15 protein-coding genes and 1 pseudogene are annotated in these 21,204 nt (G+C 60.2%); 13 read left to right on the forward strand and 3 right to left on the reverse strand.

Annotated features, from left to right (window positions below; all coding sequences use genetic code 11):
- Positions 1–5: 5 nt before the first annotated feature.
- From dppD to OHJ17_RS01155, 10 genes and pseudogenes are all read left to right on the forward strand, one after another.
- Positions 6–989: a dipeptide ABC transporter ATP-binding protein gene (dppD, locus tag OHJ17_RS01110; protein WP_002921785.1), complete on the forward strand. Its 984-nt coding sequence runs from the start codon at positions 6–8 to the stop codon at positions 987–989.
- Positions 986–1,999 carry a dipeptide ABC transporter ATP-binding subunit DppF gene (gene dppF, locus OHJ17_RS01115; protein ID WP_002921784.1) on the forward strand — a complete coding sequence of 338 codons (1,014 nt, stop codon included), beginning with the start codon at positions 986–988 and terminating at the stop codon, positions 1,997–1,999. The genes dppD and dppF overlap by 4 nt, the downstream gene beginning before the upstream one ends.
- 18 nt (positions 2,000–2,017) lie before the next feature.
- Complete coding sequence (locus OHJ17_RS01120; RefSeq protein ID WP_032413114.1) at positions 2,018–2,197, forward strand: hypothetical protein; 180 nt, start codon at positions 2,018–2,020, stop codon at positions 2,195–2,197.
- Positions 2,198–2,513: 316 nt separating this feature from the next.
- Positions 2,514–3,053 carry a cellulose biosynthesis protein BcsO gene (locus OHJ17_RS01125; protein ID WP_032413113.1) on the forward strand — a complete coding sequence of 180 codons (540 nt, stop codon included), beginning with the start codon at positions 2,514–2,516 and terminating at the stop codon, positions 3,051–3,053.
- A gap of 1 nt (position 3,054) precedes the next feature.
- Positions 3,055–3,847, forward strand: a pseudogene (locus OHJ17_RS01130) (cellulose synthase operon protein YhjQ/BcsQ).
- A gap of 19 nt (positions 3,848–3,866) precedes the next feature.
- Positions 3,867–5,978, forward strand: a complete 2,112-nt coding sequence (bcsA, locus tag OHJ17_RS01135; RefSeq protein ID WP_004186066.1) for a UDP-forming cellulose synthase catalytic subunit — start codon at positions 3,867–3,869, stop codon at positions 5,976–5,978.
- On the forward strand, positions 5,975–8,410 hold the full coding sequence (gene bcsB, locus OHJ17_RS01140; protein WP_004889350.1) for a cellulose biosynthesis cyclic di-GMP-binding regulatory protein BcsB: 2,436 nt from the start codon (positions 5,975–5,977) through the stop codon (positions 8,408–8,410). Before bcsA (OHJ17_RS01135) ends, bcsB begins: the two co-directional genes overlap by 4 nt.
- Complete coding sequence (locus OHJ17_RS01145) at positions 8,407–12,459, forward strand: cellulose biosynthesis protein BcsC (protein ID WP_032433673.1); 4,053 nt, start codon at positions 8,407–8,409, stop codon at positions 12,457–12,459. The genes bcsB and OHJ17_RS01145 overlap by 4 nt, the downstream gene beginning before the upstream one ends.
- Positions 12,459–12,935 (forward strand): cellulose biosynthesis protein BcsD, encoded by a 477-nt coding sequence (bcsD, locus tag OHJ17_RS01150; RefSeq protein WP_002921529.1) that lies wholly within the window; start codon positions 12,459–12,461, stop codon positions 12,933–12,935. The genes OHJ17_RS01145 and bcsD overlap by 1 nt, the downstream gene beginning before the upstream one ends.
- Positions 12,936–12,946: 11 nt before the next feature.
- Positions 12,947–13,948, forward strand: a complete 1,002-nt coding sequence (locus tag OHJ17_RS01155; protein WP_002921526.1) for a glycosyl hydrolase family 8 — start codon at positions 12,947–12,949, stop codon at positions 13,946–13,948.
- 107 nt (positions 13,949–14,055) lie between these two features.
- On the opposite strand, the gene bcsG is transcribed toward OHJ17_RS01155, so the two are convergent.
- The 3 genes from bcsG to bcsE are packed head-to-tail and all read right to left on the reverse strand — an operon-like array spanning position 14,056 to position 17,482.
- Positions 14,056–15,735, reverse strand: a complete 1,680-nt coding sequence (gene bcsG / locus OHJ17_RS01160) for a cellulose biosynthesis protein BcsG (RefSeq protein WP_004173944.1) — start codon at positions 15,733–15,735, stop codon at positions 14,056–14,058.
- Positions 15,732–15,929: a cellulose biosynthesis protein BcsF gene (gene bcsF / locus OHJ17_RS01165; protein ID WP_002921518.1), complete on the reverse strand. Its 198-nt coding sequence runs from the start codon at positions 15,927–15,929 to the stop codon at positions 15,732–15,734. The genes bcsG and bcsF overlap by 4 nt, the downstream gene beginning before the upstream one ends.
- On the reverse strand, positions 15,929–17,482 hold the full coding sequence (bcsE, locus tag OHJ17_RS01170) for a cellulose biosynthesis protein BcsE (RefSeq protein WP_002921516.1): 1,554 nt from the start codon (positions 17,480–17,482) through the stop codon (positions 15,929–15,931). Before bcsE ends, bcsF begins: the two co-directional genes overlap by 1 nt.
- Positions 17,483–17,650: 168 nt before the next feature.
- On the opposite strand from bcsE, the gene bcsR reads away from it, so the two are divergent.
- Genes bcsR through bcsA (OHJ17_RS01185) form a run of 3 tightly spaced genes read left to right on the forward strand, consistent with a single transcriptional unit; the run spans position 17,651 to position 21,197 of the window.
- Positions 17,651–17,839, forward strand: a complete 189-nt coding sequence (bcsR, locus tag OHJ17_RS01175) for a cellulose biosynthesis protein BcsR (protein WP_002921513.1) — start codon at positions 17,651–17,653, stop codon at positions 17,837–17,839.
- Between the two features lie 11 nt (positions 17,840–17,850).
- Entirely contained in the window at positions 17,851–18,582 is a 732-nt protein-coding gene (gene bcsQ, locus OHJ17_RS01180) for a cellulose biosynthesis protein BcsQ (protein WP_002921510.1), read from the forward strand.
- A complete protein-coding gene (gene bcsA, locus OHJ17_RS01185) occupies positions 18,579–21,197 on the forward strand; it encodes a UDP-forming cellulose synthase catalytic subunit (protein WP_002921508.1) in 2,619 nt (872 codons plus the stop codon). Before bcsQ ends, bcsA (OHJ17_RS01185) begins: the two co-directional genes overlap by 4 nt.
- Positions 21,198–21,204 lie beyond the last annotated feature (7 nt).

The following is a 21,204-nucleotide window of genomic DNA, read 5'->3' on the forward strand; positions in this document are numbered from 1 at the left end:
TCGAGATGGCGTTATTGAATGTAGATAAATTATCGGTGCATTTCGGCGATGAAAACGCGCCGTTCCGCGCCGTAGACCGCATCAGCTATAGCGTGAAGCAGGGTGAAGTGGTCGGTATCGTCGGGGAGTCCGGCTCCGGTAAATCCGTCAGCTCGCTGGCGATTATGGGGCTGATTGACTATCCCGGCCGGGTGATGGCGGACAAACTGGAATTTAACGGCCGCGATCTGCAGCGCATCTCTGAAAAAGAGCGGCGCCAGCTGGTGGGGGCGGAAGTGGCGATGATCTTCCAGGATCCAATGACCAGCCTCAACCCGTGCTTTACCGTCGGCTACCAGATTATGGAAGCGATTAAGGTCCATCAGGGTGGTAATAAGCAAACCCGCCGCCAGCGGGCCATCGACCTGCTGAACCTGGTGGGCATTCCCGATCCGGCCTCGCGGCTGGACGTCTATCCGCATCAGCTTTCCGGCGGCATGAGCCAGCGTGTGATGATCGCGATGGCGATTGCCTGTCGGCCAAAACTACTGATTGCCGATGAACCGACCACCGCGCTGGACGTGACCATTCAGGCGCAAATCATTGAGCTACTGCTGGATCTGCAGCAGCAGGAGAATATGGCGCTGGTGCTGATCACCCACGACCTGGCGCTGGTGGCGGAAGCCGCGCATAAAATTATCGTTATGTACGCGGGTCAGGTGGTGGAGACCGGTGACGCGAAAGATATCTTCCGCGCGCCGCGCCATCCTTATACCCAGGCGCTGCTGCGCGCGCTGCCGGAATTCGCCCAGGATAAAGCGCGTCTGGCCTCGCTGCCGGGCGTGGTGCCGGGGAAATATGACCGTCCCAACGGCTGCCTGCTTAATCCGCGCTGCCCCTATGCCACGGATAAATGCCGTAGCGAAGAGCCGGCGCTCGCGGATCTGACCGGCGGCCGCCAGTCTAAATGTCACTACCCACTCGATGATGCCGGGAGGCCTGGATTATGAGTACGCAAAAGGCCGCCACGCCACAACCGCTGTTGCAGGCCATTGATCTGAAAAAACACTATCCGGTGAAGAAGGGGTTATTCGCCCCGGAACGGCTGGTGAAGGCGCTGGACGGCGTCTCCTTTACCCTTGAGCGCGGTAAAACGCTGGCGGTAGTGGGGGAGTCGGGCTGCGGCAAATCGACCCTCGGTCGTCTGCTGACGATGATTGAGATCCCCACCGGCGGCGAGCTCTATTATCAGGGGCAGGATCTGCTTAAGCACGACCCGCAGGCGCAGAAGCTGCGGCGGCAAAAAATCCAGATTGTGTTCCAGAACCCGTATGGTTCGCTGAACCCGCGTAAAAAAGTGGGGCAGATTCTGGAGGAGCCGCTGCTGATTAACAGCAGCCTGAGCAAAGAGCAGCGGCGTGAAAAAGCGCTGGCGATGATGGCGAAAGTGGGCCTGAAAACCGAGCATTACGATCGCTACCCGCATATGTTCTCCGGCGGTCAGCGTCAGCGTATCGCTATTGCTCGCGGGCTGATGCTGGATCCAGATGTGGTGATTGCCGATGAGCCGGTCTCCGCGCTGGACGTTTCGGTACGCGCCCAGGTGCTGAACCTGATGATGGATTTGCAGCAGGATTTAGGGCTGTCCTACGTGTTTATCTCCCACGACCTGTCGGTCGTCGAGCACATCGCCGATGAAGTGATGGTGATGTATCTCGGCCGCTGCGTGGAGAAGGGCACCAAAGACCAGATCTTCAACAATCCGCGTCATCCGTACACCCAGGCGCTGCTGTCGGCGACGCCGCGTCTGAACCCAGACGACCGGCGCGAGCGGATCAAGCTGACCGGCGAACTGCCGAGCCCGCTAAATCCGCCACCGGGCTGCGCCTTTAACGCGCGCTGTCGCCGTCGCTTTGGCCCCTGCACTCAGCTCCAGCCGCAGCTGAAGGATTACGGCGGCCAGCTGGTGGCCTGCTTTGCCGTCGACCAGGATGAGAATCCGCAAAAGTCCCACGCCTGATGGCGCGCTCCCGGTCCCATGGCCGGGAGCTTCTCTCCCGCCGTGGATAAAACCTGGCGCTTACGCATATTGCCGCAGTTTATGTCACTCTCTCAGAGCATTCTTCGTAGATTATCCGAAAAAATAAGCCTTTCAGTCCATTTTTATAGAATTAAAGAGAAATTAAAATGGTTCAGGTTTATTCTTTCGCTGATCTGACGCTATGATTTCATCATGACCTAATACTTTTATATAAAAACGACTGGGAAGCGTGGTGATTGCGGGAAGTAAGGATGTACGCATACCTAAAAAATGGGGCTACCCTTCTGCAAGGGAAATGTTAGTGTAGCGATACTTCTGCCGTGGAATCATCCCGAAAATCAAATTCTAAACTATTATAACCCTGTCAATCGTGTGTATTGGTACGTCACCATCGGCGCGTTATCTGCCATCCCAGAAGCGTCACGATATTTTTAATATACCCAGAAAATAACAACAAACTTAATATGAAATTTTTAAAATCATGAGGTTATCAATGAACCATTATGATGATCTGCAGCGCTTTCAAGAAAAAACGCGGACGCAAAACCTCAACTTTCAGGATCTTTCTTCGCAAGCCGCCACGCGGGAACACGGCGACTGGGCGATCCTCAATCAGCTAAATCCCGGCGCCGAGAAATCCTCTTCTCTGGCGCTGGGAGGCTCGGTCTCCGCGCCGTTGCCGCAGTCGGTGCCCGCGGATCTGTTCCGCCAGGTAGAGGCGGCCGTAGCAGCGGCGCCAACCTCTGATCCTGTTGTGTCTGCCGCTTCGGCCGCGCCTGCTACTTCCCAGGCGGTCGTGGAGACCGCCGCAGCCGCACCGGAGCCGGTCAGGCAGGAGCCTGCGCCGACCCCTGCGCCTTCAATTCCGGCGTCGGAACCGGCCATGGCGCCGCCGCCGAGAATGGCCCCCCGACCCGCGCCCGCCGCCGAGAACTATGCCCACCTGTTCGCCGCGAAAAGCGCGGAGCCGGTGGCGAAAAATAAAGACCAGCCTTTGAAATCACTTCTGGAAAGGATCGCGACATGCCGTTGATTTGCGTCTGTTCACCGAAAGGCGGCGTAGGGAAAACGACCCTGGCGGCCAATTTAGCCTATTCGCTGGCGCGGACGGGCAGCAAAGTTCTGGCGCTGGATTTTGATGTCCAGAACGCGCTGCGTTTGCATTTTGGCGTACCGCTGAACGATGAGCGGGGCTATGTGGCGAAGGCGCTGGAGCTGCACGACTGGAGCCAGTGCGTGTTGAGCGCCGGCAGTAATATTTTCGTCCTGCCATATGGCGAAGTGAGTGAGGCGCAGCGTCAGGCGTTTGATGAGCAACTGACCCATAATGACCATTTCCTCCAGCGCGGTCTGTCCGCGCTGCTTAATTATCCCGGGCTTATCACCATCGCCGATATGCCCCCTGGACCTTCGCCCGCGCTAAAGGCGCTGACGGGGCTGGCGGACCTGCATCTTATCCCGCTGCTGGCGGATACCGCCTCGATGTCGACCCTGGCGCACGTAGAAAAGCAGCGCCTGACCGGCGCGGCGCTGAATCATAAGCACGGGCACTATTTCGTCATTAACCAAAGCGATAACCGTCGCCAGGTCAGCCGGGACGTCACCAGCCTGATGGAAGAGAAACTGGGCGAGCGACTGCTTGGCGTGATCCATCGTGATGAAAGCGTGGTGGAGGCCAATGCCTCGCAGAAGTCGATCCTGGACTTTAACGCTTCCTCGGCAGCGGCCTTCGATATTGAAATCATGGCTAAAAAAATATCTTCGCTGTTGGGTATTCATATTGGCGATGGCACGGTGCACAGCCAGCCACGCATGTCAGGGCGTTAACTTTTTGCAGGGCTGCTGAATGAAAAAGTCTCTTTTTTGGTTGCTGGCGCTGGTGCTGTCACCGGTCGCCGTGCTGGTGGTGATCACGCCGATGGACAGCCAAAAGCAGTATATTTTTGGTCTGTTAAGTATCGGTATTCTCTTTCTGATGGGCTTCAGCAAGCGCCGCAGCGTATCGGTCATTATGGTCGTCACGTCGCTGCTGATGTCCACCCGTTACATGTATTTTCGCCTCACGCAGACCCTGCACTTCAACTCGTCCATTGAAGCTATTCTCGGCATGGGACTCTTTCTGGCGGAAGTCTATATCTGGGTGATGCTACTGCTTAACTATCTGCAGACGGTCTGGCCGCTGAAGCGCGGCATTGTTCCGCTGCCGGATGATATGAGTAAGTGGCCGACGGTCGATATCTATATTCCGAGCTATAACGAACCGCTGGAGGTAGTGCGCGATACCGTCCTGGCGGCACAATGCATTGATTATCCAAAAGATAAAATGAAAATCTATCTTCTGGATGACGGTAAGCGCAGCGAGTTTGCCGTCTTCGCCGCCGACGTTGGGGTGGGCTATATCACCCGCAATGACAACAAGCACGCCAAAGCGGGGAACCTTAACCATGCGCTGACCCTGACTCAGGGGGAGCTTATCTGCGTTTTCGACTGCGACCACGTCGCCACGCGCGTCTTCCTGCAGGCCACCGTCGGCGGTTTCCTGAAAGACCCGATGCTGGCTCTGGTGCAGACGCCGCACTACTTCTATTCCCCGGACCCGTTTGAACGTAACCTCTCCGTCGGACGCAACATTCCCAACGAAGGGATGTTGTTCTATGGCCCGATTCAGCAGGGGAACGACAACTGGAACGCCACCTTTTTCTGCGGCTCCTGCGCGGTGATCCGTCGCGAGGCGCTGGCGCAGATCGGCGGTTTCGCCGTCGAAACGGTGACCGAAGATGCTCATACGGCGCTGAAGTTTCAGCGTCTGGGGTGGAAGTCGGCCTTTCTCGATATCCCGCTGGCCGCAGGCCTCGCTACTGAACGCCTGGTGGTGCACGTCATCCAGCGTACCCGCTGGGCGCGCGGGATGACGCAGATTTTCCGCGTCGATAATCCGCTGTTTGGCCGCGGGCTGACTTTTCAGCAGCGCTTGTGCTATCTCAGCGCCATGCTCTACTACCAGTTCGCGCTGCCCAGGGTGGTGTTTGTCACCGCCCCGCTGGCTTACCTGCTGTTTAACCTCAATATTATCTACTCGTCGGCGAGCCTGATCGTCTCCTATGCCCTGCCGCACCTGTTCCTCGCTATTTACGTTGGTTCGCGAATGAACGGCCGCTATCGCTACAGCTTCTGGGGGGAGATCTACGATATTGTGCTGGCCTTCCACCTGGTGCTGCCGACTCTGGTGACGATGATTTTCCCCAAACGCGGCAAGTTTAACGTTACCGATAAGGGGGGGCTGCTTGACGTCGGCTACTTCGATTTCACCGTGGTGCGCCCGCACCTGGTGGTGGCCTGCCTGCTGGCCCTGGGGGTGATCGTCGGCATCGTCCGGGCGATTGGCCATGACTATTTTGGCTCGGATCCCAACGTTATCGCCCTCAACGTCGGGTGGGGGATCTACAGTCTGATCTTCCTGCTGGCGGCGATTGCCGTGGCGCGCGAAACGCGGCAGGTGCGAAAAACCATTCGTATCGATGTCGATATTCCGGTGGTGATCCATTACGCCAGCGGCATCGTCTCGCGCAGCCATACCGCGGACCTGTCGATGGGCGGCTGCCGCGTGGTCGCGCCTGATAATCGCCATCTGGAGGATGACATCGAAGAGATTGAGCTGATCCTGCAGTCCGGGGCTATCTCGATCCCGGCCCAGCTGGTCACCTCTGACGAGCGCTTCCTGCGCCTCAAGTTTGATGAAGATATTCCGCTTTCGCGCCGCCGTGAACTGGTGCGCGTGGTGCTGGCCCGCGCGGATGCGTGGATTAATCCGCCGCGCCCGCAGGATAACCCGTTCCGCTCCTTCTTCACCATTTTACGCTGCGTGTTCGAACTGTTCTGGCTGACGTGGAAAACCCGTCGCAGCCAGCGCAATCGGGCAACAGTGGCGAAAACGGCGCAGGAGGATGGGACGTTATGAAGCGATTAACCACGCTGGCGCTGCTGGCAGGGATGCTCTCTGCGCCTGCGCTACACAGTGAAGAACCGGGCTCCGGCTCCGCTGCCCCGCTGAGCTTCCCGCAGCTCAACGACGCGGCGGACAGCGAGCCAGGCGACGAACCTCCGGCTGCCTCGCCAGAGGAGGGCGCCTCTCCGGCAGCCCCCGCCACCGCCGGCGATGCGGCGGCGACGGCCCCTGCGCCGGTTATGCCGGACTTACCCCCGCCGGTGAGCGGCACGGCAGCGCCGGAGGTCATTCCTGTCGCTCCGGTCTGGGGAGGCGATCTGAATCTGGCGCAGATGGGGATGCCGGACGGGATTATCCTCAGCGGCGGCCAGCGACAGGGGGGGGTCAGCTTTACCCTGCCTGCCGATCAGGTGGTGATCCATTCGCAGCTCAGCCTTGCCGTTCGCGTATCGCCGGAGATGGCGAGCCGCAACGCCACCCTGCAGCTGATGCTCAACGGTCAACCGCTCGGTACGCTGCCGCTGGGCGCCGATGGCGAGGATGTCTCCCATTATCAGCTGGATATTCCGCCCGCGCTGATGGTCTCCAGCAATAACCTGAGCGTGAAGATCAACGATGGCGATACCCTGCAGTGCCAGCGTGACATTCATGATACGTCGCGGGTGACGGTGCTGCCCACGTCGCATTTCAGTTGGGAAAGCCAGCAGCTGAACATCAGCGACGACCTGAGCCACTTCCCGCGGCCCTTCTTTGACAGCATGCAGATGACCCCGGCGGACATTGCGGTCGCCTATGGGGCCAAGCCGTCGGCGGACGTCTTCAGCGCCGCGGCGCTGATCTCCTCCTGGCTGGGTATCCAGGCGGACTATCGCGGCATCGCCTTCAGCGCGCTGCGCGACCGTCTGCCGGAACGCCACGGCATCGTGATTGGCCATCCGGGGGAGCAGGTGGGCGGCATGATGCTGCCGGAAACCGATAAGCCGCTGCTGCGCATCATCGCCAACCCCGCCAATCCGGCCTATAAACTGCTGCTGATTGTCGGCAAAAACGATACGGCGCTGCGCATGGCCGCCTGGCGGTTAACCCGCGGCAACTTTGCGCCGCAAACCGCGACGCTGGATGTCGAACCGCAGACCATCCCGGTTGGCAAAGCATATGATGCCCCGCGCTGGATCCCCACCGATCGTCCGGTCAAGCTCAGCGAGCTGCTGCGTAAGGATCAAAGCCCGACCGTCAGCGGCGTCTGGCACGAACCTTTACGTATCGCCTTCCGCGCCGCGCCCGATCTCTATCTGTGGGATGGAGAGACCATTCCGCTACAGGTTGGCTACCGCTTCCCGTCGGAAAGCTGGATTAATGAGGACAAGTCCTTGCTGAGCGTCACGCTCAACGGCACCTTCCTCAACAACCTGCCGATGAACAAGCAGGGGCCGCTGGAGAAAGTCTGGCGCTACCTCGGAGGCGATGCGCGCCAGGAGCGCTTTACCATCCCGCTGGCGCCCTACCTGATTTACGGCGATAACCAGCTGTCGATGTACTTCAATGTGGTGCCAAAGGACGATGTTCCGTGTTCGGTGCTGCTGAATAACAATATCAAGAGCCGGATCACTGACGACTCCTGGATCGATTTGAGCAAGACGCGTCACTTCTCGCTGTTGCCCAATCTCTCCTACTTTGTCGGCGCCTCGTTCCCCTTCTCGCGGCTGGCGGACTATTCGCAGACGACCCTTCTGCTGCCGGCGGACCCGTCTGAAACCCAGGTGGCGACCCTGCTGAATCTGGCGGCACGCTCCGGGAACGCGACCGGCACCGCGCTGGCGAATAACCGCGTCGTGCTCGGGATGCCCACCGGCGGGGGGGATTTGCAGTCGCTGCGTGAACGTGATGTGCTGGCGGTCACCGCTCTCGATCAGCAGGCCTTTAACCAGAGCCTGCTGGCCGACTCACCCTACCGCCCGGTAGATAATGTGCTGAGCGTCCGCGAGCCAGACCTGTGGCAAAAAGTCCAGCGCCGGCTCACCGGCGACTGGACTTCCGCCAGCCTCGACGCCGATCGCTACTTTTCGTCGAGCAGCGCCTGGCGCGGGTTCATCAGCTATCGCTCGCCGTGGAATTCCACCCGCCTGGTGGTGGTGGCGCTGGCCAGCAATGATGACCAGCTGGCGCGACTGAAGACCGATCTGGACTCGCCGCGCATTAACGCCGGGATCCGCGGCGATACCGCGGTGATCACCAGCGATAACGGGGTGCGCAGCTTCCAGGTGAGTACGCCGTTCCCCAGCGGTCAGATGCCGTGGTACATGATGGCGGTCTGGTATGCCAGCCAGCACTCAGGTTTCCTGGCGGTGCTGGGGCTGATTGCCACCTCGATAATGGGACTGGCGCTGACTGCGATGTTTAAACGTCACGCCCGTAAGCGTCTGGGTTCGGGGGATAACCAATGAAAAGAAAAATAATAATAACGATGAAAAACACCCGTCGGCTCACCACGTTCTGCCTCACCGGCGCGTTGACTCTCGCTGCCTCGGGCGGCGCGCTGGCGTCGGGGAACGACGCGGCGCTACAGGCGCTGTTCGCTCAGGCCAACTACTGGCATGAGAAATCTCATGACGAGCTGGCGATGGAGTCCCTGCAGAAGGTGCTCTCGGTGGATGCCAACAACACCCAGGCGCTGTATCTGATGGCGCTCTGGTCGCAGCAGGGCGGCGATATGCAGGCGGCGGCGCAGTGGCGCGCGCGGCTGGCGAAAGCGGCCCCTGACAGCCCGGGACTACAGGATCTGGACAACGCCAAAAAGATGTCGCAGGTGCCGCAGGGCCAGCTCAACCTGGCCCGCCAGCAGGCGCGCGGAGGCAATATCCCCGGGGCGCTGGCGACCTGGCGCAGTATGTTCAATGGCAATACGCCGCCTGCCGGGCTGGCGGCGGAATATTACCTGACCATGGCCAGCGACAAATCGCTCTATCCGCAGGCTATCAGCGAGCTGCGCCAGTACGTGGCGCAGCATCCGCAGGAGAACGCCCCGCGGGTGGCGTTGGGCAAAGCGTTAACCTGGCGGGAAGAGACTCGCCGGGAAGGGATCGCCCTGCTCGAGCCGATGGCCAGCGGCAATAAAGAGGCGGACAGCGGCTTGCGCCAGGCGCTGCTCTGGCTGGGCCCGCAGGCCGGGGATGAGCAGTATTACGACACCTGGATGCAGCGGCATCCCCAGGACAGCGAAGTTCAGAATTACTTTCGCGAACGGCGCAGCGGTCAGGCGCGCGGCCAGGGCTACGCCAATCTCAACAGCGGCAATACCGCCGCCGCGAAGCAGCAGTTTGAAGAGGTATTGCAGACTAACCCCCAGGATGCCGATGCGCTGGCGGGCATGGGCTATATCGCCCAGCGCAGCGGCGACTACCAGGCCGCGTCGCAGTATCTGAGCCGGGCCGCGGACCTCGGCGGCGACGCCTCGGCGACCCGTCGTCAGCAGGCGGCCGATGCGCTGTTCTACGGCCAGCTGGCGCAGGCCCAGCAGGCCTATAAGCAGGGCAATATCAGCCAGGCGCTGGCGCTCTCCGCGCCGTTGGCGCAGCAGAGCGGGGCGCAGGGCGCCTCGGCGAAGCTGTTCCGCGCCGATGTGCTGCGGCACAACAAAGATTTGCCCCAGGCGGAGCAAACGCTGCGCTCACTGTTAAATGACGATCCGCAGAACGCGGCGGCGCGGGAAAACCTCTATTACGTGCTGCGCGAGCAGAATAAATCCGCCGAGGCGCAGGCGATGCTGCAGACGCTCCCGCAGAGCCTGCGGCAAAAACTGCAGCCGCGGGTGGTGGCCGGTATGCCGGGCGATGCCCTGCGCCGTCAGGCCCAGGCGCAGGTCAGCGGCGGTAACCCAGCCGGCGCCATTGCCACTCTGCGCGAAGGCGTCGCCCGCTATCCGGACGATCCCTGGCTGCGCCTCGACCTGGCCCGGCTGCTGCAAAAATCGGGTAACGGCAGCGAGGCCTCTTCGCTGATGTCGGCGGCCTATCGCCCCGGCGCCAGCAACAGTGCGCTGTATGCCGCCGCCCTGTTTGCCAGCGAAAACGGCGCCTGGCAGCAGGCGCAGACGCTGCTGGCGCGCATTCCCGGCGGCAGCCAGACCAGCGACATGCGCGATTTGCGCCAGCGGGTGAACTACAACCTGCAGTTGGTGACGGCCGAAAACTACCTGGCGCAGGGCAATACCATCGCCGCCAGCAATACCCTGCGGGCGATGGCCTCCACGCCGCCAAAAGCCCCGGCGGACGCCGGCAAGCTGGCGCGTCTGCTGGCCGAGAGCGGCGACCTGACCACCGCGGTCTCGCTGGTGCGCAACAATATCAGCAGCGGCGTATCCGGCAATGCCGGGGATTACGCCGATCAGATCGCCGTCCTGAATCAGGCCGGGCTGACCGGCGAGGCGCAGAACCTGATCAGCAATCCGCAGCTGCAGGCCAGCAGTACGCCGACGCAGCTGGCGAGCATTCGCAATGGCTATGTGATCAACGAAGCCGACCGCCTGCGCGAGCAGGGCAATTACGCTGCGGCGTATGACAAGCTGATCCGCGCTATGCAAAGCGATCCGCAAAATACCGATCTGATGTTCGCCATGGCGCGGCTGTACCAGAGCGGCAAAATGAACAAAGAGGCCGGGGTGGTCTATGACTACCTGATGACGCGCGATACGCCGAACCAGGATGCGCGCGCCGGGGCCATCGACGTGGCGCTGTCCGCAGGGAACAACGATCGCGCTGAACAGCTGGCCGGCGGTTTGCGCCAGGATAACTCCCCGGATCGCCTGCTGCTGCTGGCGAGAGTGGCGGAGGCCCAGGGACATCATCAGCAGGCGATGACCTATCTGCGCAGCGCCCGCGGCAAACTGCTGGGCATGCAAAGCACCAACAGTAGCGAAACGCCGACCGTCGGCGGGGTGCTGGCGGCGGATAACCCCTTTATCGGCGTGTCGCAAACGTCGGCGCCGACGCGGACGGCCTCCGCCTACGGGCAGTACATGCCGTGGCAGGTTGCCCAGTCGGCCGCCGCGCCCGGTTCCACGCTGCCGGGGATCCAGCGGACCGATCTGCCGGTGGACACCGCCCAGACGCGGATGCTGCGTCAGGTGGACACCATGATGGAGTCGCTGCAGGAGAAAACCGGCAGCTGGCTGCAGGGGGGAATGGACGTGCGTGGACGCGACGGCGAATCGGGCACCAGCAAGCTGACGGAGCTCCGGACGCCGCTGACCTGGTCATCCTCGCCGTTTGGCGACTCGCGCTTTGACTTTACCGTCACCCCGGTGTCGTTGAACGCCGGGACCGCCAGCGGCGACGCCTGGCGTCGCTACGGCGCCAACCCGCTGGCTAACGCGGTCTCCAACATGGTGAGTACCGCCACCAGCGAGCAGGCGGCGATCGCCTCGATGACCGAGGCGGAGCGGACGGCCTATTTCGCCAGCAATCCAGGGGCCGAGGCGTTAAGCGGCCTCGGCACCCTGAACGCGGCAGATTTCAATCCGACCACCAGCAGCGGGATGGAAAACCTGGCGAAGCTCGGGAGCTATGATGCGGGGCAGGTGGCCAGCTATCTCTCTTCGTCCAGCCGCAAGCCGAACGTTGACCAGACCAGCGGCTCGACCGATTCGCAGAAGGCCAATGGCGTCGAACTGGCGCTGGCGTTAAGCGGTGACGATTACCGGGTCGATATCGGCAGCACGCCGTTGGGCCAGGATCTTAATACCGTAGTCGGCGGGGTGAAATGGTCGCCCAAGCTGACCAACTATCTGTCGCTGATCCTCACCGGCGAACGCCGCTCGCTAACCGACAGCCTGCTTTCCTACGTGGGTCTGAAAGACGCCTATTCCGGGAAAACCTGGGGGCAGGTGACGAAAAACGGCGGCACCCTGCAGCTGAGCTATGACGACGGCGACGCGGGCTTCTATGTCGGCGGCGGTGGATACAGCTATCTGGGGCAGAACGTCGCCAGCAACACCAGTATCAACGCCAATGCCGGGGTCTATCTTCGTCCCTACCATGACGAATACCGCCAGCTGCAGGCCGGGTTGAGCATGAGCTATATGGATTATTCCAAAAACCTCAGCTACTTCACCTATGGTCAGGGGGGCTACTTTAGTCCGCAAAACTACGTCAGCGTATCGCTGCCGGTCAGTCTGACGGAGAAATATGATAACTGGACCATGAAGCTCGGCGGCTCGGTGGGCTATCAGTCTTACAGTCAGGATAAGAGCGCCTATTTCCCGACCAATTCGGAGTGGCAACAGACCCTGGAGACGGCGGTGAGCAATGGGTTTGCCAAGGAAGCCTACTACTCCGCGACCTCGAAGAGCGGCATAGGGTATACCCTGCGCGCCGGGGCGGATTACAAGGTCAACAAACAAATGACCCTGGGGGGCCAGATTGGCTATGACACCTTCGGGGATTATAACGAAAGCACCGCCGGGCTCTATATTCGCTATATGTTAGGAGATCATTGATGATGACGGAGAACAATAACCCGGTGGTGATGACCTGGTTTCAGCAGCAGCAGACGCCTGCCGGATGGTTCGATCTGTTGATTATTATGATCGAAGGTATGCTAAATAATGCCGGCGAGCTGGAAAGCCAGCCCTTCCTGCGTCAGATGGGCGCCTCGCTGGCGGAGACCCATCCGCTGCCGGCGTCGGAGACGGTGGGGGATCTGGAGGCCAATATCAACCGGCTGCTGACTCATTTTCACTGGGGCGTGGTGACCATCGATGTCGGTGAGGACGGCCTGCGCCTGCGCCATCAGGCGTTGCCGGTCAGCCGCGACGAAGCGGGGCGCGTGCGCTGGTGCAACGCGTTCTGTGCCATACTCGAGGGGTTATATTCTCGCTGGCTGCAGAGTCAGGGAGGCAGTGCCCACGTGATACTGCAGCGTGAGCGGGTGTTCTCCGTCTCTGACGTTCAGTTTCTCTACTACCATCCATAAAGAGTGAATTTATGCCCCTGCGTGCTTTAGTGGCGGTGATAGTGACAACGGTAGTGATGCTGGTGCCCAGGGCGTGGGCGGATACGGCCTGGGAGCGCTATAAGGCCCGTTTTATGATGCCGGATGGTCGTATCATTGATACCGCCAATGGCAATGTGTCGCATACGGAAGGTCAGGGCTTCGCCATGCTCCTGGCGGTGGCGAATAACGATCGTCCGGCGTTCGACAAGCTGTGGCAGTGGACGGACAACACCCTGCGCAACAAGTCTAACGGGCTGTTTTACTGGCGCTATAACCCGGTGGCGCCGGACCCTATCGCCGATAAAAACAACGCCTCCGATGGCGATACCCTGATCGCCTGGGCGCTGCTGCGCGCGCAAAAGCAGTGGCAGGATAAGCGCTATGCGATTGCCTCTGACGCCATCACCGCCGCCCTGCTGAAGTCTACGGTGGTGACTTTCGCCGGTCGCCAGGTGATGCTCCCGGGCGTGAAAGGGTTCAACCTCAATGATCACCTGAACCTTAACCCTTCCTATTTCATCTTCCCGGCCTGGCGCGCCTTCGCGGAGCGGACGCATCTCACCGCCTGGCGGACATTGCAGAGCGACGGACAGGCGCTGCTGGGGCAGATGGGCTGGGGGAAATCACATCTACCCAGCGACTGGGTGGCGCTGCGGGCGGATGGCAAGATGCTGCCAGCCAAAGAGTGGCCGCCGCGGATGAGTTTCGATGCGATCCGTATCCCGCTGTATCTCTCGTGGGCCGATCCGCACAGCGCCTTGCTCGCGCCCTGGAAGGCCTGGATGCAGAGTTACCCGCGCCTGCAAACCCCGGCGTGGATCAACGTCAGCACCAACGAGGTGGCCCCCTGGTATATGGCCGGCGGCCTGTTGGCGGTGCGCGATCTGACGCTGGGTGAACCGCAGGAGGCGCCGCAGATTGACGACAAGGATGATTATTACTCTGCCAGCCTCAAGCTGTTGGTCTGGCTGGCGAAACAGGATCAGCGCTAAATACGGTGATTGATTTGCCGCCTTCCCCGCCCGTATGCCTGCGGGCTGAGAAGGTGGAATGGGAACGTCTCACGATGTAAGGCCGCCAACATAGGCGGCCTTGTCGCTTATTGCGGATAAGGCACCCAGCTACCGCCATTCAGCTGGACATAAGGCTTGCCCTGATACTGGATGACGATGGCGTTGGCGTTCTCGGACACCGCCGCGCTCTGCGGCAGGTTGGCGACATACTGCTGCCAGTTGACGCTGTCCTCGCTGAACATTTTGCCGTCGAGGGCGCGCACCACCAGCTCCGACACCGCCAGATAACTGCTGGGCTGATCGATGATAATCGGCGCCCCTTCATGCGGCGCCTTCATGCCGAAGAATTTCACCGCCGTCGGGACGTTAGTGATCGACGGGCTTGGAATATCGCGCAGGCCAGATACCTGCATCTTATCGCCCTTCAGCGCGCCGCCGTGTTCCGGCACCACCACCACCATCACTTTCCGCCCCGATTTCTCCAGCTCGGTGAAGAAGTTATCCAGGTCATCAAACAGCTTCTGCGCCCGCACTTTGTAGTCTGCGGTTTTGCTTTGTCCCGGGAAGTGGTTGCCGTCATGCAGCGGCAGGGTGTTATAGAAGGTGGCGTTCCGCGGATTGCTGCTGGCCTCTTCGGTCTTCAGCCAGCGGTTGAGGACCGCCAGATCCTCATACACCGGGGAGCCGTCAAACGCCTGCAGGCTGACCGGCAGGCCGGTCTGGTCCATCAGCGGACTCTGCATACCGCCCAGCGAACGCAGCTCTTTCAGGAAGTCGCCGAACAGACCGTTATGGCCGAGCATCAGCTGCTGGTTGAAGCCGAGCTTCGCCAGGTTTTCAAACAGGTAGCAGTCGGCGCCGGACGGCTGATACAGGTTAGTATGCGACAGCTGGCCGCAGCTGGCGCGCAGCAGGCGCACCGCCGCCGGGCCGCTGTAGGAGGTCGCGGAGTTAAAGTTTTTGAAGACAATATCAAAGTGCTTCCATAGCGGATGATCCATCAGACCGGCGGCTTCAATATCCGACCAGGAGAGGGAGCAGATGTTGATCACCAGCAGGTCAAACGGCTGCGCATCCGCCGGCAGCTGGTCCGGGAACGGCGTCTTGCGCTTCTGCTCGGCGGCATAGAAAGCGTTCAGCCAGTTGGTCAGGTTGGCTGAGGTCGGCGGCTCGGTCTGCGGCGGAATATCGCTGTTGGCGGGGCTGGACGCGGCGCCAGCGGCGGCGTTGGCCCCGGTATTGGCCTGTGCGGTCGTGGCGGCGGCCGTGGTGGGCTGACCGGAGGGCCATAGGGTAAAGGCCGGCAGCAGCGGGCTGACCGCCAGCCAGACGACCATTGCCGAGACAAACACGGTGACGCGCAGCCACTGGCTGATAAACAACCATAGCACCAGCAAAACAAAGAAGGCGCCAACCATGCTCCAGTTGATAAAGCGGACAATCAGATCCCAGATATAGCTGGCGCTGAAGCCGGCGATTTGCGACCCCTGGCTAAAAATCGACTCTGGCCCGGGCAGCCAGGTATCGTGCCAGAACAGCGCGAATCCCAGCGGAATAGCGATCCAGTGGCGGATACGGTGTAGCTTTTCGCGCGGGATCGGCACCAGCAGAAAGGCGAGAAATACCAGGTTCAGCATCGGATGGAAATTGAGATACCCGGCCCACAGCAGGGCAAACTTGACCAGAAAGTAGAAGTTCCAGCCGCCAAGGCCGCGCCAGTACTGCCAGAGCGGAAGCGGTGCCGCGGTCGTTTTTTTATTTGTCATTTGTTCGCTTTGCCTTGCTTAACCGTTGTTCCCCGGCGTAATACCCCTGCCGGTTTCACGTAACGGGGTTTAAAGAACATCAGTCTTAACGTCGTGCGGATCCGGCGCTGATAGTGGCGCGTCAGGTAGCCCAGCGGAAAAAACAGCAGGGCGCAGAGCACCACCAGTTGCAGAATATCGGCGAGAGACATCATCAGGCTTGCTCCTCGCGGGTGGTTAACCGGTGTGGTTCGGGGTAGCGTCGCCAGTGGCGTCCATCGTGGGTGGCGTTAATGGTCTCGTTTTTACCGACCGAGAGAGGCAGCGGCGTGTTCCAGCGCGCCGGCTCGACGCCGCGCATGATTACGATTTCCGAGAGGATTTGCTTGTCCTCAAACCACACCATACGGTTAGAAAAAATATCGCCGGTCGGCAGCGGGAAAATGTGGTTTAGCGCGGTATCGAGGTCATTGATCCGGCAAAACGACAAAAACAGCACCAGCCGGTTATTGCCGATGGTCATGATGTCGCCCATCCGGTTAGGTTTGCATAACGTCAGCGCCTGCTCAACGCGCAGCCCCGGCGCCGGGCGCAGGGCCACCATCACGCCTTTGCTGTCGGGTGGAAGCAGGGTATTGGTCATCACGTTGTGCACCGCTTCGCAGAAGGCATCCCACTTCTGGTAGCCGCGCAGCTTTAACGGCTGGCTCCAGGTCAGCAGGGTGGCAAAATCTTCCGGGATATGGCGGGAGAACTTTTGGTTCTGTACGCTTTCGATTAGCGTCAGGCAGCGGGAGAGCGATGCGCTGCTGGGGATCACCAGGCTGGCGCCGCTGCTGAGCAGTAGCCGCTCATCGGTCGCGCGCAGGCTCGGGGTTTGTTCACGGACGATGATTTTCAGCGCCGTACCGCGCTGGCGACGCAGGGTATGAATATAGCGGCCCAGCTGTTCAATTTGCGTATTTTGGGTAATGGAGAAGAGGATCGTCGCCGCTTGCGCGGTGCGCCCGGCGTTGAAGACCTCGTCGTTGGTGTCAAACAGCGTCCAGTATTCCGACAGCGGCGGGGCGCCTTCCAGCACGCGCACATGGCTGAGGATCGCTTTTTCGTCGCTGCGCGGCTGCACGCTGGTTTCAGCGTCCTGCGCTAATCGCCAGCCGGCGTCATCATGTTGCACCATCAGCTGCTGTTGGGCGCTGATACCCTTATCGCTTCCCCACCAGGCAATATCAAAGATATGCCGGTCGCCCTGGTAACGAATACTTGCCAGTCCGGAAAGGGAGCGGTACTCACGTAATAAGGGAGTCAGCTGCCGATCGATATCCTGCGCGGAATTGATCGCTAAGAACGCGCAACGGTGATATTGCGCCCAGCGGCTGGTCTTTTCTACCCAGGCGCATAACTTTTCATTATTTATATTTTGCCAGGCATTTTCAGCGCATAGCAGAATAAACAAATAATTGCCAGGTTCGAGGGAGCAGACTAAATCGCGGTGTATTTCCTCCAGCGCCTGCGGGCGATTCGGCAGGGTGAACAGCGCGATATTATCCGGACCGTGAGTATGATCTAAGGAAATGATATCCTTGGGTTTGTTTCCCATAACCAGCGCGGCAACGTGGCTGTTTTTCGCCTGCGCGGCCAGCGTCTGATTAAACAGGCTGACGGCATCGGCATAACGGTCGACGTTGAGCCACCATACTCCGCCGACCGGCATATGGCACACTTCATCCCATAATGATGAAATACCCAAAGTAAATACATTATCCACGGCATCCCTCGTGCGCCCTGATTGACACTGAATAAGTTTACTAGCGAAACCGACAGAGTAAACCTAACATTGAAATTAAAGGTCATCAGTTTTAGCATGTACACCTGCTTTTAAGGATGAGCTGTATACGTCCTCTGGTTTAATAATAAATTTCGAACGGACAGAGATATGCCAGCAAAAGATCCTGCGGTACCCACGGACGCCACGCTGGGGTACACCTTTCAAAATGATTTTCTGGCGCTTAGCCGGGCATTTTCCCTGCCGGATATTGATTATCATGATATTTCCAGGCGCGAACAGCTGAACGCGGCGCTGAAGCGCTGGCCGCTGCTGGCAGAGTTTGCAGAGAAAAAATAAGGAAGCCGGAGATGGCTATTCTGGGATTACAGGGCGTGCGCGGGGGAACTGGCGTCACGTCCATTACGGCTGCACTCGCCTGGGCCCTGCAATTGCTCGGTGAAAGCGTGCTGGCGATCGACGCCAGCCCGGATAATATGCTGCGCTTTTTCTTTAATACCGATATCCATCATCAGGACGGCTGGGCGCGGGCGCTGCTCGACGGCCGGGACTGGCGTGACGCGGGCTTGCGCTATACGCAGCATATCGATCTGCTGCCGTTTGGCCAGCTCAGCGCCGGCGAAAGAGAAAATGTCGACCAGCTGCAGCCCACCCTGGGGGCGATAGCGGAGGCAGTACAGCAGCTACAGGGCCAGTACCGCTGGCTGCTGCTGGATCTGCCGGCGGGTTATTCGCCGTTGACTCGCGAGCTGCTGACGCTTTGCGATCGCTCGCTGGTGGTGGTTCATCCCGACGCCAATAGCCATATCCGTCTACACCAGCAGCCCCTCCCGGCCAACGGCGATATTCTGATTAACGATCTGCGGGTCGGCAGCCAGCTGCAGGAAGATCTCTACCAGCTGTGGCTGGAGAGCCAGCCGCGCATCCTGCCGGTGACGATTCACCGCGACGAGGCGATGGCCGAGTGCCTGGCGGCGAAACAACCTCTCGGGGAGTATCGTCAGGATTCGCTGGCGGCGGAAGAGGTGCTGACCCTGGCGAACTGGTGCCTGATCCACTATTCCGCCGGGAGAGCGGCATGATCCGCCTCAGTACGCTGCTGCTGGCCCCGCCGGTGGGGGAGCGGCTGCGTGCGCGCTATGATGACTATCGGCAGCACGGCGCTTCGTGGCTGTCGGCGTCGCTTGGCTGTCTGTGGGCGTCGCTGGTCTGGGCGCTGATGCCGCTGGAGACGCCGCGCTGGCAGGCGATTCTGGCCCGCCATGAAACCTATTTTCCCCACATAAATCCGCATCGCCCGCGTCCGCTGGATCCGCTGCGCTACCTGCTGCAATCCCTGTGGTTACTGACGACGCGCGTGCCGGAGCCGGAGAAAAAGGTCAACTGGCGTTCGCTGGCGGCGCTGGAAGGGGTGCACGGTCGCTATACGCAGTGGCTGGAAAAATTGCCTGAGCAGATGAACGCCCGCACCGGCCATCTGGATAAACAGAAAGAGCTGGCGCACCTCAATCCTAAACTGCGCCGGGCGATCCTTGGGGGGGTGACCTTCTGCTCGCTGGTGCTGGCGCTGATGTGTATTACGCAGCCCTTTAACCCGCTGTCGCAGTTTATCTTCCTGATGCTGCTGTGGGGCGTGGCGCTGCTGGTGCGGCGCATCCCGGGCCGTTTCTCGGCGCTGATGCTGATCGTGCTGTCGCTGACGGTGTCGTGCCGCTATATCTGGTGGCGCTATACCTCGACGCTGAACTGGAACGACCCGGTAAGCCTGGTGTGCGGGATCATTCTGCTGTTCGCTGAGACCTACGCCTGGGTGGTGCTGGTGCTGGGCTACTTCCAGGTGGTCTGGCCGCTGAATCGCCAGCCGGTGCCGCTGCCGGAGGACATGGATTTGTGGCCAACCGTGGACATCTTCGTCCCCACCTATAACGAAGATCTCAACGTGGTGAAAAACACCATTTACGCCTCGCAGGGCATCGACTGGCCGAAGGACAAGCTGAACATCTGGATCCTCGACGACGGCGGACGGGAAGCGTTTCGCCAGTTTGCCAAAGATGTTGGGGTGCACTATATCGCCCGTACCAGCCACGAACACGCCAAGGCCGGCAACATCAATAATGCGCTGAAATATGCCAAAGGGGAGTTCGTCTCGATCTTTGACTGCGACCATGTGCCGACGCGCTCGTTTCTGCAGATGACCATGGGCTGGTTCCTGAAAGAGAAAGAGCTGGCGATGATGCAGACCCCGCACCACTTCTTCTCGCCCGATCCCTTTGAGCGCAACCTTGGTCGTTTTCGCAAAACGCCGAACGAAGGGACGCTATTCTACGGCCTGGTGCAGGACGGGAACGACATGTGGGACGCCACCTTCTTCTGCGGCTCCTGCGCCGTTATCCGCCGCGGCCCGCTGGACGAAATTGGCGGGATAGCCGTCGAAACGGTGACCGAAGATGCCCACACCTCGCTGCGTCTGCACCGGCGGGGATATACCTCCGCCTATATGCGTATTCCGCAGGCGGCGGGGCTGGCGACGGAGAGTTTATCCGCGCATATCGGCCAGCGCATCCGCTGGGCGCGCGGGATGGTGCAGATATTCCGCCTCGATAATCCGCTGTTTGGCAAAGGCCTGAAGCTGGTGCAGCGCGTCTGCTACGCCAACGCCATGCTTCACTTTCTCTCCGGTATTCCGCGCCTCATCTTCCTCACGGCGCCGCTGGCCTTTTTGCTGCTCCATGCCTATATCATTTATGCGCCAGCGCTGATGATCGCGCTATTCGTGTTGCCGCACATGATCCACGCCAGCCTGACCAACTCGAAGATTCAGGGCAAATATCGCCATTCGTTCTGGAGTGAAATTTACGAGACGGTGCTGGCCTGGTATATCGCGCCGCCCACTTTTGTGGCGCTGATCAACCCGCATAAAGGCAAGTTCAACGTCACCGCGAAGGGCGGGCTGGTGGAAGAGGAGTATGTCGACTGGGTGATCTCCCGGCCCTATATCTACCTGGTGCTGCTCAATCTGGTCGGCGTCGCGGTGGGGATCTGGCGCTTCATGTACGGCCCGGAAAATGAAATCCTCACCGTCTGGGTGAGTATTGTCTGGGTATTCTACAACCTGATTATTCTTGGCGGCGCGGTGGCGGTCTCGGTTGAAAGCAAGCAGGTTCGCCGTTCGCACCGTGTCGAAATGAGCATGCCGGCGGCTATCGCCCGCGAAGATGGTCACCTGTTCTCCTGCACCGTCCACGACTATTCCGACGGCGGACTGGGGATCAAAATTAACGGCGACGCGCAGGTGCTGGAAGGCCAGAACGCCAGGCTGCTGCTCAAACGGGGACAGCAGGAGTATGCCTTCCCGGTCAGGGTCGCGCGGGTCAACGGCAGCGAAGTGGGGCTCCAGCTGCTGCCGTTAACCAACCAGCAGCATATCGATTTTGTGCAGTGTACGTTTGCCCGCGCTGATACGTGGGCGCTTTGGCAGGATAGCTTCCCGGAAGATAAGCCGATGGAAAGCCTGCTGGATATCCTCAAGCTGGGCTTCCGTGGCTATCGTCACCTGGCGGAGTTTTCGCCGCCGTCGGTGAAGGTGGTTTTCCGCGCGCTCACTTCGCTGGTGGCCTGGATAGCGTCGTTTGTACCCCGACGCCCTGAACGCGCCGCGCCGACGCTCTCCGCAGACCCGGCAATGGCTCAACAATGATGATAAT

It is taken from the genome of Klebsiella sp. KP20-425-1 (assembly GCF_025813515.1).
Lineage (GTDB): Bacteria > Pseudomonadota > Gammaproteobacteria > Enterobacterales > Enterobacteriaceae > Klebsiella > Klebsiella pneumoniae.

Bases quoted from the DNA above. Each gene is read 5' to 3' on its own strand.
- dppD (WP_002921785.1), top strand. From the start codon at position 6: ATGGCGTTATTGAATGTAGATAAATTATCGGTGCATTTCGGCGATGAA.
- dppF (WP_002921784.1), top strand. From the start codon at position 986: ATGAGTACGCAAAAGGCCGCCACGCCACAACCGCTGTTGCAGGCCATT.
- OHJ17_RS01120 (WP_032413114.1), top strand. From the start codon at position 2,018: ATGGCCGGGAGCTTCTCTCCCGCCGTGGATAAAACCTGGCGCTTACGC.
- OHJ17_RS01125 (WP_032413113.1), top strand. From the start codon at position 2,514: ATGAACCATTATGATGATCTGCAGCGCTTTCAAGAAAAAACGCGGACG.
- bcsA (WP_004186066.1), top strand. From the start codon at position 3,867: ATGAAAAAGTCTCTTTTTTGGTTGCTGGCGCTGGTGCTGTCACCGGTC.
- bcsB (WP_004889350.1), top strand. From the start codon at position 5,975: ATGAAGCGATTAACCACGCTGGCGCTGCTGGCAGGGATGCTCTCTGCG.
- OHJ17_RS01145 (WP_032433673.1), top strand. From the start codon at position 8,407: ATGAAAAGAAAAATAATAATAACGATGAAAAACACCCGTCGGCTCACC.
- bcsD (WP_002921529.1), top strand. From the start codon at position 12,459: ATGATGACGGAGAACAATAACCCGGTGGTGATGACCTGGTTTCAGCAG.
- OHJ17_RS01155 (WP_002921526.1), top strand. From the start codon at position 12,947: ATGCCCCTGCGTGCTTTAGTGGCGGTGATAGTGACAACGGTAGTGATG.
- bcsG (WP_004173944.1), bottom strand. From the start codon at position 15,735: ATGACAAATAAAAAAACGACCGCGGCACCGCTTCCGCTCTGGCAGTAC.
- bcsF (WP_002921518.1), bottom strand. From the start codon at position 15,929: ATGATGTCTCTCGCCGATATTCTGCAACTGGTGGTGCTCTGCGCCCTG.
- bcsR (WP_002921513.1), top strand. From the start codon at position 17,651: ATGCCAGCAAAAGATCCTGCGGTACCCACGGACGCCACGCTGGGGTAC.
- bcsQ (WP_002921510.1), top strand. From the start codon at position 17,851: ATGGCTATTCTGGGATTACAGGGCGTGCGCGGGGGAACTGGCGTCACG.
- bcsA (WP_002921508.1), top strand. From the start codon at position 18,579: ATGATCCGCCTCAGTACGCTGCTGCTGGCCCCGCCGGTGGGGGAGCGG.